12 protein-coding genes are annotated in these 13,337 nt (G+C 60.7%); 6 read left to right on the top strand and 6 right to left on the bottom strand.

Annotation, left to right across the window (positions count from 1 at the left end):
* The 3 genes from IEV83_RS01790 to IEV83_RS01780 all read left to right on the top strand — a co-directional run bounded on the left by IEV83_RS01790 (position 1) and on the right by IEV83_RS01780 (position 5,388).
* Complete coding sequence (locus IEV83_RS01790; RefSeq protein WP_181762047.1) at positions 1-414, top strand: hypothetical protein; 414 nt, start codon at positions 1-3, stop codon at positions 412-414.
* A gap of 2 nt (positions 415-416) precedes the next feature.
* Positions 417-2,975: a hypothetical protein gene (locus IEV83_RS01785; RefSeq protein ID WP_181762048.1), complete on the top strand. Its 2,559-nt coding sequence runs from the start codon at positions 417-419 to the stop codon at positions 2,973-2,975.
* Positions 2,976-3,048: 73 nt separating this feature from the next.
* Entirely contained in the window at positions 3,049-5,388 is a 2,340-nt protein-coding gene (locus tag IEV83_RS01780) for a right-handed parallel beta-helix repeat-containing protein (RefSeq protein WP_188478579.1), read from the top strand.
* Here IEV83_RS01780 and IEV83_RS01775 read toward each other — a convergent pair.
* Complete coding sequence (locus tag IEV83_RS01775; protein WP_181762049.1) at positions 5,385-6,437, bottom strand: class I SAM-dependent methyltransferase; 1,053 nt, start codon at positions 6,435-6,437, stop codon at positions 5,385-5,387. The two genes, IEV83_RS01780 and IEV83_RS01775, sit on opposite strands and share 4 nt — an antisense overlap.
* A gap of 180 nt (positions 6,438-6,617) precedes the next feature.
* Between IEV83_RS01775 and IEV83_RS01770 the strand changes: the two genes are divergently transcribed.
* From IEV83_RS01770 to IEV83_RS01760, 3 genes are all read left to right on the top strand, one after another.
* Positions 6,618-7,430, top strand: coding sequence for a glycoside hydrolase family 108 protein (locus tag IEV83_RS01770; protein ID WP_181762050.1), 813 nt, complete (start codon positions 6,618-6,620; stop codon positions 7,428-7,430).
* On the top strand, positions 7,427-7,723 hold the full coding sequence (locus IEV83_RS01765; RefSeq protein ID WP_181762051.1) for a hypothetical protein: 297 nt from the start codon (positions 7,427-7,429) through the stop codon (positions 7,721-7,723). The genes IEV83_RS01770 and IEV83_RS01765 overlap by 4 nt, the downstream gene beginning before the upstream one ends.
* 99 nt (positions 7,724-7,822) lie before the next feature.
* Positions 7,823-8,128, top strand: a complete 306-nt coding sequence (locus tag IEV83_RS01760) for a hypothetical protein (RefSeq protein ID WP_181762052.1) — start codon at positions 7,823-7,825, stop codon at positions 8,126-8,128.
* A 281-nt stretch (positions 8,129-8,409) separates the two neighbouring features.
* Here the strand turns inward: IEV83_RS01760 and IEV83_RS01755 are convergent, their stop codons facing one another.
* The 5 genes from IEV83_RS01755 to IEV83_RS01735 form a co-directional block, all read right to left on the bottom strand.
* The gene (locus tag IEV83_RS01755; RefSeq protein ID WP_181758538.1) at positions 8,410-8,961 is read right to left on the bottom strand and encodes a hypothetical protein; all 552 of its coding nucleotides are present in this window, start codon (positions 8,959-8,961) and stop codon (positions 8,410-8,412) included.
* Positions 8,962-9,012: 51 nt separating this feature from the next.
* On the bottom strand, positions 9,013-9,798 hold the full coding sequence (locus IEV83_RS01750) for an SH3 domain-containing protein (protein ID WP_181758537.1): 786 nt from the start codon (positions 9,796-9,798) through the stop codon (positions 9,013-9,015).
* A gap of 154 nt (positions 9,799-9,952) precedes the next feature.
* Complete coding sequence (locus IEV83_RS01745) at positions 9,953-10,171, bottom strand: vWA domain-containing protein (RefSeq protein WP_181758536.1); 219 nt, start codon at positions 10,169-10,171, stop codon at positions 9,953-9,955.
* Positions 10,172-10,631: 460 nt separating this feature from the next.
* Complete coding sequence (gene dmdD, locus IEV83_RS01740; protein WP_181758535.1) at positions 10,632-11,438, bottom strand: methylthioacryloyl-CoA hydratase; 807 nt, start codon at positions 11,436-11,438, stop codon at positions 10,632-10,634.
* A gap of 45 nt (positions 11,439-11,483) precedes the next feature.
* Positions 11,484-13,250: an acyl-CoA dehydrogenase family protein gene (locus IEV83_RS01735; RefSeq protein WP_181758534.1), complete on the bottom strand. Its 1,767-nt coding sequence runs from the start codon at positions 13,248-13,250 to the stop codon at positions 11,484-11,486.
* Between the last annotated feature and the right edge of the window lie 87 nt (positions 13,251-13,337).

Here is a 13,337-nt window from a genome sequence, read left to right as displayed (position 1 = left end):
ATGGACTTCTTCGTGACCCTGTTCGGTGCATTCCTTGGAGGCGGTGCTGTTACAGGAGTATTTCAATGGATGGCCAAGAGACGTGAACACAACATCAAAATGGTGGAGATTGGTCTTGCCATCCTTAGAGAACCGCCGAGGAAGGACGGAATTTCTGCCGCACGAGATTGGGGGATCAAGCTTGTGGAAAAGTACTCAGGCGTGCCGTTTTCAAAGAAGGCGAAAGAAGAGCTTCTAAGGCACAGCCTCGATATAAAGCGAAGTCTCTGGAAGGGGCAATTCGCAACGAAAGATGATGCTATGCTGAAAATCATTGACCACCTTATAACAGATCGCCCCAATACGAAAAAATATGATGATCTTCTAAGAGAGAATAACTTACGCAAGCGCGCAGGTGATGCAGAAAAGGACTGATCATGTCGTTCAGCGATTGCCTGATCTCTGCCGTCGAACAGGGCGCGCTCTCACGCGAGGAAGCGCAGGCGCTCAACGATGATTTCGACGCCCGCTTTGCCGAAGCGCGCATGTCGCTGGGCGATGAGGAGGCGGCGCGGCTCGCCCGCGAGCGGCTTTCCAGCGAACTGAAGATGCAAGCGATCGAGAAGCGCCGCCGCGCCGCCCTGATGGAGCGGGCGCGGCAGCGGCTCAAGGGCGAGTTGATTGGCTATCGCGACGAGAAGGGACGCCCGGACGTGTTCGAGGCGGCCATGGGCGTGCTGTCGCACTATGGCTATCGGGGCTATTCCTCGATCCGTGGTCGATCCGAAGCCATCATCATGCTGGCCCAGGGCCGGCTCAACGAAGCCATGTGGCATTGGCGACGAGGCGCGGTCACGGGCATGCGTCATAACCTCGCCGACATCGAGGACCTGGTGAAGGATCTTCACGGTGAGCCGTCCGGCAATGAGACGGCCGCCGCCCTGGCGCAGTCGATTTCCGAGGTGTTTGAAGATCTGCGCCAGCGCTTCAATGCCGCCGGCGGCGCGATTGCCAAGCTGAAGGATTTCGGCCTTCCGCATACGCATGACGGGTTGAAGATGCGCAAGGCCGGCGGCGCGGAAACGATCGTCAAGGCCAAGGCCAACTGGATCGCGAAAGCCAAGGAAGCCTTCGATTTCGACCGGTCGGTGAACCCGCTCACCGGTGAGCCGATCGGCGATGCCGGTGCGGATCGGTTCCTTGACCGCATGTTCGACCAGGTCACAACCGAAGGCTGGGCGCATATGGAGCCATCCTTGCGCGGGACCGGCAAGGGCGCATTGGCGAGCCAGCGGCAGGACGCCCGAATTCTCGTGGCCAAATCGCCGGCGCACTGGCAGAGCTACAACGCGGAATTCGGCACCGGCGACGTGATCGAGACGATCTTCAACCACATAAATTCGATGGCGAAGGACATCGCCGCGATGGAAACGCTCGGGCCGAACCCGGATGCGATGCTTGAATGGATGATCCAGAACGTCCGGCGCGAGGTTGCCGTCTCGACCACGGGCGCCCCTTCGCTCGCGCGCGAGACCGGTCAGACGGCCCGCTGGGCAACCGGAACCCAACCCGGCAGTCACGCTGAATGGCGCCTGCGCGGCCTCTATGCCCATCTGCGCGGCCGGCCGGTCGCGGCTGCCGGGGTCGCCACGCTGACGGCCAATGTCAAGAACGTGATGAACTCCGCCCTGCTCGGCTCCGCCTCGATCGTCGCGGCCGCGACGGATCCATTCGTGGAGGCTATGTCGAAGAAGCTCGCTGGCCTCCCGGTCATGCGCGACGTTGGCGGTTTGCTGAAAACACTCTCGGCCAAGACCCGCAAGGAGGTCCTGCGCGACGGGGCCATCTGGGACGAATACCTTCAGGTGATGGAAGCCGAGGCGCGTTTTGCCGGGCTCGTTCTCGGCTCCAACTGGTCGAAATACATGGTCGACCGTTCGATGATGGCCTTCGGCCTCAAGCCGATCACCAGTGGTCGGCGGATCGCACATGCCCGAAGCTGGCATGCCGCGCTGGCGGACATGGCGGGCAATCGCCTGGAGGCACTGCCGGAGCGTCTGCGCGCGGCGCTGGAGGGGTTCGGCATCACCGCAGACGACTGGGACATCATGCGCGACTCGGTCGATGATCACGGCTTCATCACCCCATCCTCGATCATGGCAAGCGAGGGGCGCTTGTCGGATCTTGCGGAGCAAGACCGCATTCCGCACCGGCTGGTCGCCGAGAAATATGCCGAGCTGATCGCGAGCTGGACCGAACGGGCGGTACCAAGCGGCACGCCGAACGCCCGGAGCTGGGTGACCGGCAGTGTGGAGCGCGGCACGCCTTTGGGCGAATTCGCCGATTTCGGCCTCCAGTTCAAGAGTTTTGGGCTGTCGCTGACCACATTGCAGATCGAGGCGATGACGCGGATCGGAGCGCTCGACAGTGCCGGCCGGTTCGCGGCCCCGGCCTATTTTGCGCAGCTCGCCATCGGCCTGACGATCGGCGGCGCCATCGCCATACAGATCAAGAACCTGGCCGACGGCAAGGACCTTGAGGAGATGGATCCGCGCAACAGCCAGTTCTGGGTGCGTGCGGCCTTTCAGGGTGGCGGCTTCGGCCTGCTCGGAGATTTCGCCTCGGCCAGCTCCAACCGCTTCGGTGGCGGCGTCGCCTCGTCGTTTGTTGGTCCGGGATTGAACTTCGGCTCCGACCTGTTCGGCCTGACCGTGGGCAATGCGCTGGAAGGCGCGCGCGGTGAGAAGACAAACGCCGGTCGCGAAGCGGTGAATTTCGCCGGGCGCTACACGCCGGTGCTCTCCAGTTGGTGGGCCACGCGCGCCGCCTATCGGCGAATGGTGCTCGATCAGCTTCAGTGGATGGTCGACCCGGGCGCGGCAAAGAGCTTCAAGGCCCGTCAGCAGAACCTCAAGCGCCGCACCGGTCAGGAATACTGGTGGGAGCCCGGCGATGCCTCGCCCGACCGGGCACCTGGCGTTGCTGCTCGTCCTTGACATCCCGACCTGCCAGCACCCCACTTAACTCTTCCGTCACGCCTGCATCATCGTGTGAACGATGGAGGCTAAAGTGGCGCAACCCTATCCCCTGCCCCGAGAAACCCGCTCGTCGGGTGTGCTGGTGTGCGACGGCACCAGCGCAACCTATGGACCGTTCGATTTTCATATCTTCGACATCGAGGATGTGGTGGTCGATGTCCGTCACTCTGACGATGCCGGGTTCTCCCGCGACGCAAGCGTCACGGTCACCAAGACCAGCGGGTCAACGTACGACACGTTCTCGATCACCTTTGATCACGTCCATCCGATCACAACCTCGTTCGTCGTCTACAGCGCCCGCACGCCGGAGCGGTCCGTCGCACTTTTCATGGGTGGTGGCCTGAAGCCGTCCGAGTTGGAAAAGGAGCTGAGCAAAACAGCCACCACGTTGCAAGAGCTGCGGCGCGATCTCGGCCGCGCAATGATTGTGCAGCACGACCGCACGCCGCCGGTGCTTAACATACCGGCGAATGCCGGTCGTTTCCTGGTCACAGATGAGGCCGGCAATCTCGTTGACGGCGGCAGCGCGGACGACATTGCGACCGCTGCTGAAAATGCCGTGATGGCAGCGGCCGCCGCAGATGCAGCTCAAATGGCTGCTGCGGATGCGGCTGCGACGGCTGCACAGATCGCCACCGCGAGATTCGACACTTGTAGCGACGTCCAGAATGCCAGGATCTCCGCGCGTGTGTCAGCTATCTATGTCGCCGGATATTACCTGCCAGGAGACGGCGGCGGCGGGCTCTACACGCGCTTTGCGAGTGAACCGGTTAATGCTGGTTGGTTGAAATCAGCCGACGGAGCTTTCTGGCGATTATCTGTCAGGCAGCCAACACCACGCATGTATGGCGCTCGGTTCGATGCCGTTTTTGGTCGCGCTGGAAGCGTTTCAGCATCTGCCACGACATTCAACAGCGCATTGGCAATTTTCAAGCCGGAAGACGTTGGCAAGATTATCGGAGTAGAGGGAGCTGGCGCCGGAGGGACTGAACTCATCACGGTGATCGCCAGCGTCAACTCATCTACAAGCGTAGAATTATCAGACGCTGCGAGCACGAGCGTTTTTGACGCAGAGTACTGCTATGGAAGTGATGACACCGCTGCGTTGCAGGCATGGCTCGACGCTATACCTGAAGGAGGCGGTGCTCGCATCGACCCTGGCACGGCGCTTTTCACTGCAACGCTTACGAAGCACACATCGTCCTATGCGATTCAAACCGCAGGGGCGGGCTCGGTCAGGCTGGTCTATGCCGGGCCGAGCGCAGTCGTGGACTTGTTTGAACTCGGCGACGGTGTCGCCACGGTGCATAATGTCCATATCCAATCAATTACTGTTGACAGCATACGCAAAATGACTTCGGGGACGGCCGTCCACCTCAGAAAATTCGTGAACAGCGAGCTCTCTATCGACGCCATGTCGCAGGAGCGGTGGAACGCTGTCGGCCAGAAGCTCAATCATGGCGTATGGTTTGATGCTGTCGATAATACAATCTTTGATCCCCATAATATTTGGGGCTGTGCCGGCACCGCGGTCATCGTGAATGGCGCACTCTCCGGCCCAAAGGCAGGCCTCTTTTTTAGGGCGCCCTACAAGATCGCGCGCAACGGCATTGCAGTTCACCTAGCAGGCGGCTTTGGCGGCCTCTATCTCGGCGATGGCGACTACATCAAGAACGATAGTCACCTGCTTGTAGATCAATCAATTGTTGCCGAGCGCAATCGCGAGCTCTTTCTATTGGGAGGGGCATACGATGTCACCAATTACGGGCCATGTATCGACATCAACGATCCTGGTAACCTTCTCATTCAAATGAGCCGCACTTGGATTGCATCAAGCGCAACGCACGGGCTTCACGTCAGGCGGCTCAGTGGACGAATGGAAATTTCTGGAGGATGCAGGTTCTTCAACTGCGGCGCGGATGGAATACGTGTTGATGATGCACTAGCCCGCATTAATATTGGCGACAGTGCGATTCATGACAATAGTGGCTACGGAATTAATACAAACGTCTCCGATCATGGAGTTACCTACTCAAGCGTTAGATTCTCGAATAATACCAGCGGCGAAATAAATTCCGAACACCCATGCACAGAAGTCTTGCAGGGCTCCGACATCATCCGCGTCTCTTCCACTTGGGACATACCATCCACAGCGGCTGACGCGCACCAGAACACAACGGTTGTCGTGCCTGGCGCGCGCCTTGGTGACACGGTAATCGTCAACCACACAGCAGTCGTGAACAGCAACATGCAACTGTCCGGATGCGTATCCAGCCCAGGCGTTATCTCTGTGCGGTTTCATAACCGCACTCCGTCAACGCAAGATCTCGTGACCGGAGCACTCAAGATTACCTTGATACGGCACGCCTAGATTTTTTCGGCAACGACAATCCAATCGACAGGATGTGGATCCTTACTAAGGCGCGTCACATGGAAACCTGACCTTTCTATGCATTCGCGAATAAACTTAGGGCTCCACCCACTTTCGAACCATCCATGCTTGCGCATGACGTAGACTGACCTCGCATCGAGTCTCAGCCCCCAATTGGGCCAATCATTATTAATCGGCTCTCCGGCGAGAAGGAGTTTACCACCAGGCTTTAGTAGTTTTTGAACCTGATTCAGCGCAACCCAAGGCCTAACAGCATGATGAAGACATTCATAAAACAACACCGCATCAAATTTTCCCTCTGTCGGTATTTCTTCGAAAGATCCGACCAAGGCTTTAATCGGGAGACCTGACTTCTCACGCCTTCTATTTATGAGTTCAACAAATCGTGGATTTATATCTACTGCCGTTACGTCCATTCCAGCGAAAGCAAACAGTTCGCTGGTCATCCCCCAACCGCATCCCATATCGAGCAGTCTCGTGCCCCGCGCCAAACCTGAGCGGAACATAACATTCGCGAGTTGACTGATGTGATAACCAATATTCTCGACGCTTCGCCGGCCATAAGGGTTCGGGGCGCAAATATGACGATCCATATCAAAAGGTGTCTGTTCGTTCTCGTGCTGATTTAGATGCCGGTTAGAGATTTCTTCATGAAGAGAAATTTGCTGTTTCACATACGCATCTGAGTACGGATCGAGGCTACTATCTACTGAAACCGATGATATATAACGGAACTTTCGGTACAACTCCTTCGTTTTGGGCGCCTCTGGCCCTCCGTTATTATCAACCTCCATAACAAAACGGTCCAGATCGGACGCACCCCAAAAAACCTTTTCTTTCTTTTCTTTGTACTCTGGGGAATTTAGCAATATAGACCTAAGTTCTTCCAATGAGGAATGGCGGCGATGCCTTTCAATCGCTTCCTGCGACTCTGGATCACGATCCAATATTATCCTGTAAGCCCAAATAACCTGATCCTCAGATAGGAAGGTTCTATAGCAACGTTCTTTTTCGATAGTATTCAGCATCAGGTCCGCCAATAAAGAATTTGGAATTCATGCGATTGCGCGACGCAACCATATTTTGCATTTCAAATTTTCGCAATCTTATTTTGCCGGCCTTTGTGCTGTCGCCGACATGATCGAGGACCGCAATTGATCTCATCAGACCCACTTTATTCTGAGATCTAAAGCAATGGAGGGCTCCCTATGGCCATCGGCAATTTCAGCGCATGCCTGACTTGGGTTCTCGCGCACGAGGGTGGGTACTCGGATCACCCGAACGATCCTGGCGGAGCCACGAACAAGGGAGTGACCCAGCAGGTCTATACCGCCTGGCGCCGGCGGCAGAAGCTGCCCACCCGGTCGGTGCGTCAGATCGAAGACGATGAAGTGCGGTCGATCTATCGTCGGCAGTACTGGGATGCGGTGCAGGGCGACAGCCTGCCCGCCGGTCTGGACTACGCGGTCTTTGACTATGCGGTCAATTCGGGGCCCGGCCGCGGCATCCGCCACCTGCAGGAGGTGTTGCGTGTCCGCGTCGACGGTCACCTGGGCGAGAAGACGCTGGAGGCTGCCAGGTCCGCACGGATCATCGACGCGATCAAAGCGCTGTGCGAGCGGCGCATGGTCTTCTTGCGCGGCTTGCGCACCTGGTCGACGTTCGGTCGCGGCTGGACTGCACGTGTCATGGGCCGAACGGCCGGCGCGCAGGATGATGACATTGGGGTGATCGACCGCGCGACGTTGCTCGCCACCATGCGACCAACCGCAGTCCCCGCGCCCAAACCGGCCCGAGAGCCCTCTGGCAAGGCGCTGGACGAGGATACTAGCGCGATCGCCATCGCCAAGAAGGCCGCGAAGGAACCGAGCTTGTGGGGGCTCATCACCGGCCTGGCCGGCACGGTGGCGACCATAGCCACCAGCTCCGGGCCGGTCGCCTGGGCCATCGCCGGACTGCTGGTGGCCGGTGGGGTCTATGCGGTCTATCGGCTGGAGCGTGCGCGGGCAGTGGCAGCGTGATCTCGCGCGCCACGATTCGCAAGGCGTTTGGATCACGGCTGGTCTGGGCACTGGCTCTGGTCATCCTTGCTGTCGGCCTGCATCTGTGGCGCGTCGGCTTGGCGCGGGATGAGGGCTATCAGGCACGGGTGACGGACGAGCTCCGCGACGATCTCGATGCCTACCGGAAAAGGAGCGAGGACGATGCCCATGCACGCTCTCTGTCTGACTACGATCTCTGTCATGAGTACCTTGGCGCTGGCGGCCTGCCAGACGACGAGTGCGACCGGCTGCGGCGGCCGAACCCTCAATGACCTCTCACCGGCCGGATATGTCGCACTGATCCGGGTCGACCGGCCGGCGGCGGAACGGGTCAAAAACAATGACGCGAACTATCGCTTGAGGTGCATGTGATGGGAGAAGGTACGGCCTGGCCGGTGATCGGCATGGCGATCTCCGCCGTCGGTCTGGTGCTGGCGTTGTTGGCGCGCGATCGCCAGATGTGGCGCCACCTGCAATCCGCGCTCGATCAGCTCCACGAACGGATCAACCGCACCCGTGACGAATATGTGCGCCGGTCGGATCTCGACAACCACATTCAGCGGCTCGACAAGTCGGTGGATGACATGCGCGGGGATATCCGCGACATGCGGCGCGAGTTCGTCGAGCGGCTGGACAAAGTGATTGCGCTTCATTCGCGAAACGGCGGCGGCCCGTAGTCGTTGGCGCGTCGCCGGACACCTATTGGCATCCGGCATATCTCGTGAGATTTTGCCGCGCGAATCTCATAAGCCATTGTTTTCAATGAAATTATTCATAACTTTTAATCAGTAGGTCCAGGGTTCGAGCCCCTGCGGGCTCACCATTTTTCCCAAAATCGATTTGGATACCCAGCGACGCTGCCGGCCACGAAATTTGAACAGGCTGGCCGGGCGGCGTAGATCTGATCATTCGCCGCTGCACGGCTGGGCAGCCGCGCCGCCGCCCCGCCTGAAATACCTTATTTTCCCTCGGCCAACGACGTCTGGAACGTTCCCTTGATCGGAAGGCACTTTGCGAGGTCCGCTTCGGCAGAGAAGCTCTCCTTCGCGCAGACTTCCGCCTCAAACGTTCCCGAAGCATTTGGAGACGCATCAAGAACGAACGTTTCGAGCGTTACCCTTGCCGTCCCGCCCTCATCACCGGCAACGAAAAACTCCCCATTCATTCCCTCAGGCCACCAGGACACGCTCGCATTCGTGACGGTCGCGGCAGCCCCTTTGCCCATAACGGAAAATTCGATGTTCAGAATATTCTGGGTCTTGTTTTCGTTGGCCTTGGCATGGGCCTGGATGGAAATCTGATTTACGGGTCCAAAGGAGCGAAAGGTTGCCGTAGCGCTCTGATCGTCGGACACGAGGAGCGTCTCGCCTTCGTAAGACGCCTCGTCGATGGTCGCCGTCACACTGCCAATCGCTTTCACGTCGAAGGCCTCGGCGCCAAAGGACAGGAGGGTGGCTAACCCACCCGCCATCGCCACGGGGGCAAGTCTTTTGATGTCGGTTTGAAACACGTCAAGCTCCTTACATGCCTAACAAAGTGACTGTCGTCGACAGTCCGCCCATTATGGGAAGGACCAACCTTCATGCTCGATGCGGAAGATGCGGATGGGAGCCCCCGGCTGGTCCGGGTCCGCGCGCAGCCGATAGACGGCCCGCTGGGCACGTCCGAAGTTCACGCAATCAACGTTGACGGTGATCATGCCGCGCAGCATCGGGGTTTGCGGATCCCGCCTTGGCGCCTGACAGCTCCCATCGAAATCCTGCCCGCCATAGACCGGGTCCGCCCCGGCGCGCCCGGACAGGAAATCGGCGGCCACATCGGCAAAGAAGTATCGCCTCGCGCCGCGAGAGCGCCGGAGATCGGTCTTGCCGCCAGCATCCTCGATCCTGCGTGCCTCATAAAGCGCGCGTACCACGTCTTCGGCTTCGCGTATCTGCGCATCGCCATTTTCTGCAGGCGCCCTCGCCTCCCCGCCACCATGATCGGGCACCAGATAGGTGGCGCGGACCCAACCGGCCCTGGTCAGGTCGCGGCTACGCATCAGGCACCAGCGCGGCGGAAGAGACGCCCGCTCTGCCTCAGAAAGGGCCATGTAGCGCGCGGCAGGCACATACGGGACGCAGGTCACCTGTTGCAGCCCGCGCTCGTGAGCGCGAAACGCCCCGAGCACACCGTAGTGGGTACCTGGCCCCATGCGCATGTTGAGCACATCGTTCGCTGCCACGCCTCGAACGCGCCAGGCGTCCGGTCCATGTCCATCGATCTCAGCCTGCCCCTGCCCCGACCAAAGCGCCGAGGCGAGGAGTAGAGCAGCAAGGAGCTGCGTCCGGCCGGTCCATGAGGTCATTCCATCACCTCCACAATCGCACGCCCCAGAATCTTCCGGCCGCCGAGATCGAGGAAGCGGATCTCAGAGTGACCGGGTTTGTCGGGCATAGTCAGTTTCATCAGGCTTTCATCTCCGACGGCAGCCGCAGAAGGCCACGAGAAATCGGGAGCTTTCACCCGCGCGGCACCACCTCATCGACGGCATCGCGAAAGGCTGCCCGGTCGACCGGATCGAGCATCACCTTGACCTCGATGTCGGAGCAATCCCCATCGCGACGATGGCCATACGCGATCAACCCGAGATTGGTTACTTGCGGCCAGGTCGCGATCAGATCCCCCATGACCTCCCGCGCAATCTCGATCTTGGGAATGCCATCGATCTGCCCCCACATGGAGACCGTCGGAGACGATCATCACATCGTCGGCCGCCAGAGCGGGCGTACCTGTCAGACCAAGAGCCAGGGCCACTGCGGAAACAGACTTCATCTTCATGGTCATATCCGTGGAGCCCTTGCTGGCGGCATCAGACGGCCGGCCTTGGCGGGATGGAGGAGATACGCGCGCGCAAAATACAGGATCACGCATCGCACACTCCCTCTCTACCTCGGCATACCACCCATGCGGGAAGCTAGCGCGGGAGACGGAGGGCTTCCCCCTGTGTTTGCAGGGGGGTGACGGGGAGAATGGCGGACGCGAAGGTTTCAAGGGCACATGCCTGAACCGAAAGAGCTGCCTCACCAAGGACGACGCGGGTCCTTTGCCCGCCAGGACAAGGCCCGATGCGTCTGCGGTCGGCGCTGCCGACCGGGCCCATGGCAATAAGGCCCGGTCGCGCGCCTCGACCCGATCAGGTCAGCTGTTGGGGCGGATTCTGGCGCCGGTCTTGTTGGCGAAGGCCTCAAGCCGCTCGCGGGCGGCGGGCTGCGTGTTGACCATGCCGGCCACCACCGATTCCGCATAAGCGGCGTCCATGGCCGACATGTTTTGCATATGGCTGACCGCCGAGCAGATCGCGAAATTGGTCAGCGGCAGATTCGCCGCCGCCTTGTCCGCCAGCTCCAGCGCCATGTCGAAGCTCGATCCCTCGGTGATGTATTGCGCGAGCCCCAGATCGACAGCCTCCTGCCCCTGGTAGACGCGCCCCGTCAGGATCATGTCGATCATCCGGGCCTTGCCGACCAGGTCGCTGACCCGGATCGTGGCGCCGCCGCCGGTAAAGATGCCGCGCTGCCCTTCGGGAAGAGCGAAATAGGTGGTCTGATCCATCACCCGTATATGCGCGGCGGAGGCAAGCTCCAGCCCGCCGCCGACCACCGCGCCCTTGAGCGCGGCGATCACCGGGACCCCGCCGTATTCCATCTTGTTGAACGCCTCATGCCAGCGCAGGCAGACATGCATGAACTCGTCCGGGGTCCGATCGGCCTTCCAGTGTTCGATGAGATCGAGGCCGGCGCAGAAGTGGTCGCCCTCCCCTCGCAAGACCACGGCGCGCACGCCGTCACGATGAGCCGAACCGAAGAAGCTCACCAACTCGTCAATGGTCGCCATGTCGAGCGCGTTGCGCTTGGCCGCGCGGTTCAGGGACACGATGGCAACGCCGTTGTCGCGCAGTTCGATCGAAAGGTTGGTATAGCCGTCGAAACGGGCATCCAGGGGCATCGTAAACTCCTTGAGGCGGGCGCGGTGCGCCCATGCAGGTCAGGTCTAAAGGGTGGCGTCCCGCAGGCTGGGCGCGCCTTCGGTGATGCGGGCGCGGTCGGCCGCGCATTGCACGAGGATGTTGTGGGCATAAAAGGATGCGGTGGCGCATTTGTTCGCCATGAACTCGGGGGTCTCGTCGCGCGCCAGCGCGGCCTTGGCCGCCAGCATGGCGCGGCCCAATTGCCACCCGGCGGCGAGGTTGCCGGACAGCATCAGGAAGGGAACGCTGCCCGCATAGGCCGCGTTGACATCCCCCCCGAGCGCGGCAAGCAGGTGATTGAGGCTCGCTTCGAACTGCGCACGGGCCAGGTCAAGCTGGGCCGCCACCGACTGGGACTGTGCGTCTCCCATGGAAAGGGCACGGGCGGTGTCGACGACCATACCGGCGAAGCACCGCGCGGCGGCGCCACCGTCGCGCTGGACCTTGCGCCCCAACAGATCGTTGGCCTGGATCGCCGTGGTACCTTCGTAGATCGGCAAGATGCGCGCGTCGCGGTAGAGCCTCGCCACCCCGGTTTCCTCGATGAACCCCATGCCGCCATGCACCTGCACCGCCATTGAGGCGACATCGACCGCGCTCTCGGTGCAGTATCCCTTGACCAGCGGCACCAGAAACTCCGCCATTGCCCTGGCGTCGTTCCGGCTGGTCTCGTCGCCATTCTCGGCGATGTCGAGCCAGCCAGCAGTGGCGATGGCAAGCGCCCGGCAGCCCTCCACCGTGGCGCGCATCCGCATGAGGGTGCGACGCGTTTCCGGGTGCTCGATGATCGGCACGCTGTCGGCGGAGCTGCCGTCGACCGGACGGCCCTGCACCCGCTCACGGGCATAGGCGAATGCCTGCTGGGCGGCGCGCTCGGCGATGGCAACGCCCTGTATCCCCACCGCGAAACGGGCGGAGGTCATCATCACGAACATGTATTCCAGCCCGCGATTTTCCTCGCCGATGAGGAAACCGGTCGCTTCCTCGTAGTTCAGAACCGCCGTTGGGCTGGCGCGAACGCCGAGTTTGTGTTCGAGACTGCCGCAAGCGACCGCATTGCGCGCGCCGGGAGACCCATCGGGTTCCGGCAGGAATTTCGGCACCACGAACAGGCTCAATCCGCGCGCGCCCACCGGTGCGCCGGGGGTACGGGCCAGAACCAGGTGAACGATGTTCTCGCTCAGATCATGCTCGCCGTAAGTGATGAAGATCTTGCTCCCGGACACCGCGTAGGTGCCATCCTCCCGACGGGTGGCCATGGTGCGGATGCGCGCCAGATCGCTTCCCGCCTGCGGCTCGGTCAGGTTCATGGTGCCGGTCCAGCGCCCGGAGATCAGCTTTTCAAGGTAGAGCGCCTGCTGTTCCGGTGAACCGTTGACCGACAGCGCGTCGATGGCCCCATCCGTCAGCAGCGGACAGAGGCCGAAGCTCATATCCGCGGCATTGACGATTTCGGTCGCCGCCGCGCCGGCCGCGCGGGGCATCCCCATACCGCCGAACTCGGCCGGATGGGACAGGCTCTGCCAGCCGGTCTCCACGAACTTCCGGTAGGCCTCCCCGTACCCGTCGGGCATGACCACCCGCCCCTCGCTGAGACGTGCCCCGGCCACGTCTCCCGCCTGTGCCAATGGGGCGACCACGCCACTACAGAACCGGCCAAAGGCATCAAGTGCCGTCCGGATGTCGCCATGGTCAATGCCGTCATAGCGCGGCAGGGCGCTGACCTCAGGCCACTGCGACAAGTTCAGGACATTGAACATGATGTCATCTATCGGCGCCTGGAAGGTCATCCTTGGCCTCTCCCTGCTCTGTTGTTATGTGACATCTATTCCGCTTAAGATGCCGTCTCAACGTCATAGAATGACATTTTTATTTCC

Source organism: Stappia taiwanensis (assembly GCF_014635285.1).
GTDB classification, from domain to species: domain Bacteria; phylum Pseudomonadota; class Alphaproteobacteria; order Rhizobiales; family Stappiaceae; genus Stappia; species Stappia taiwanensis.
This window is presented reverse-complemented; position numbering and strand designations above follow the sequence as displayed.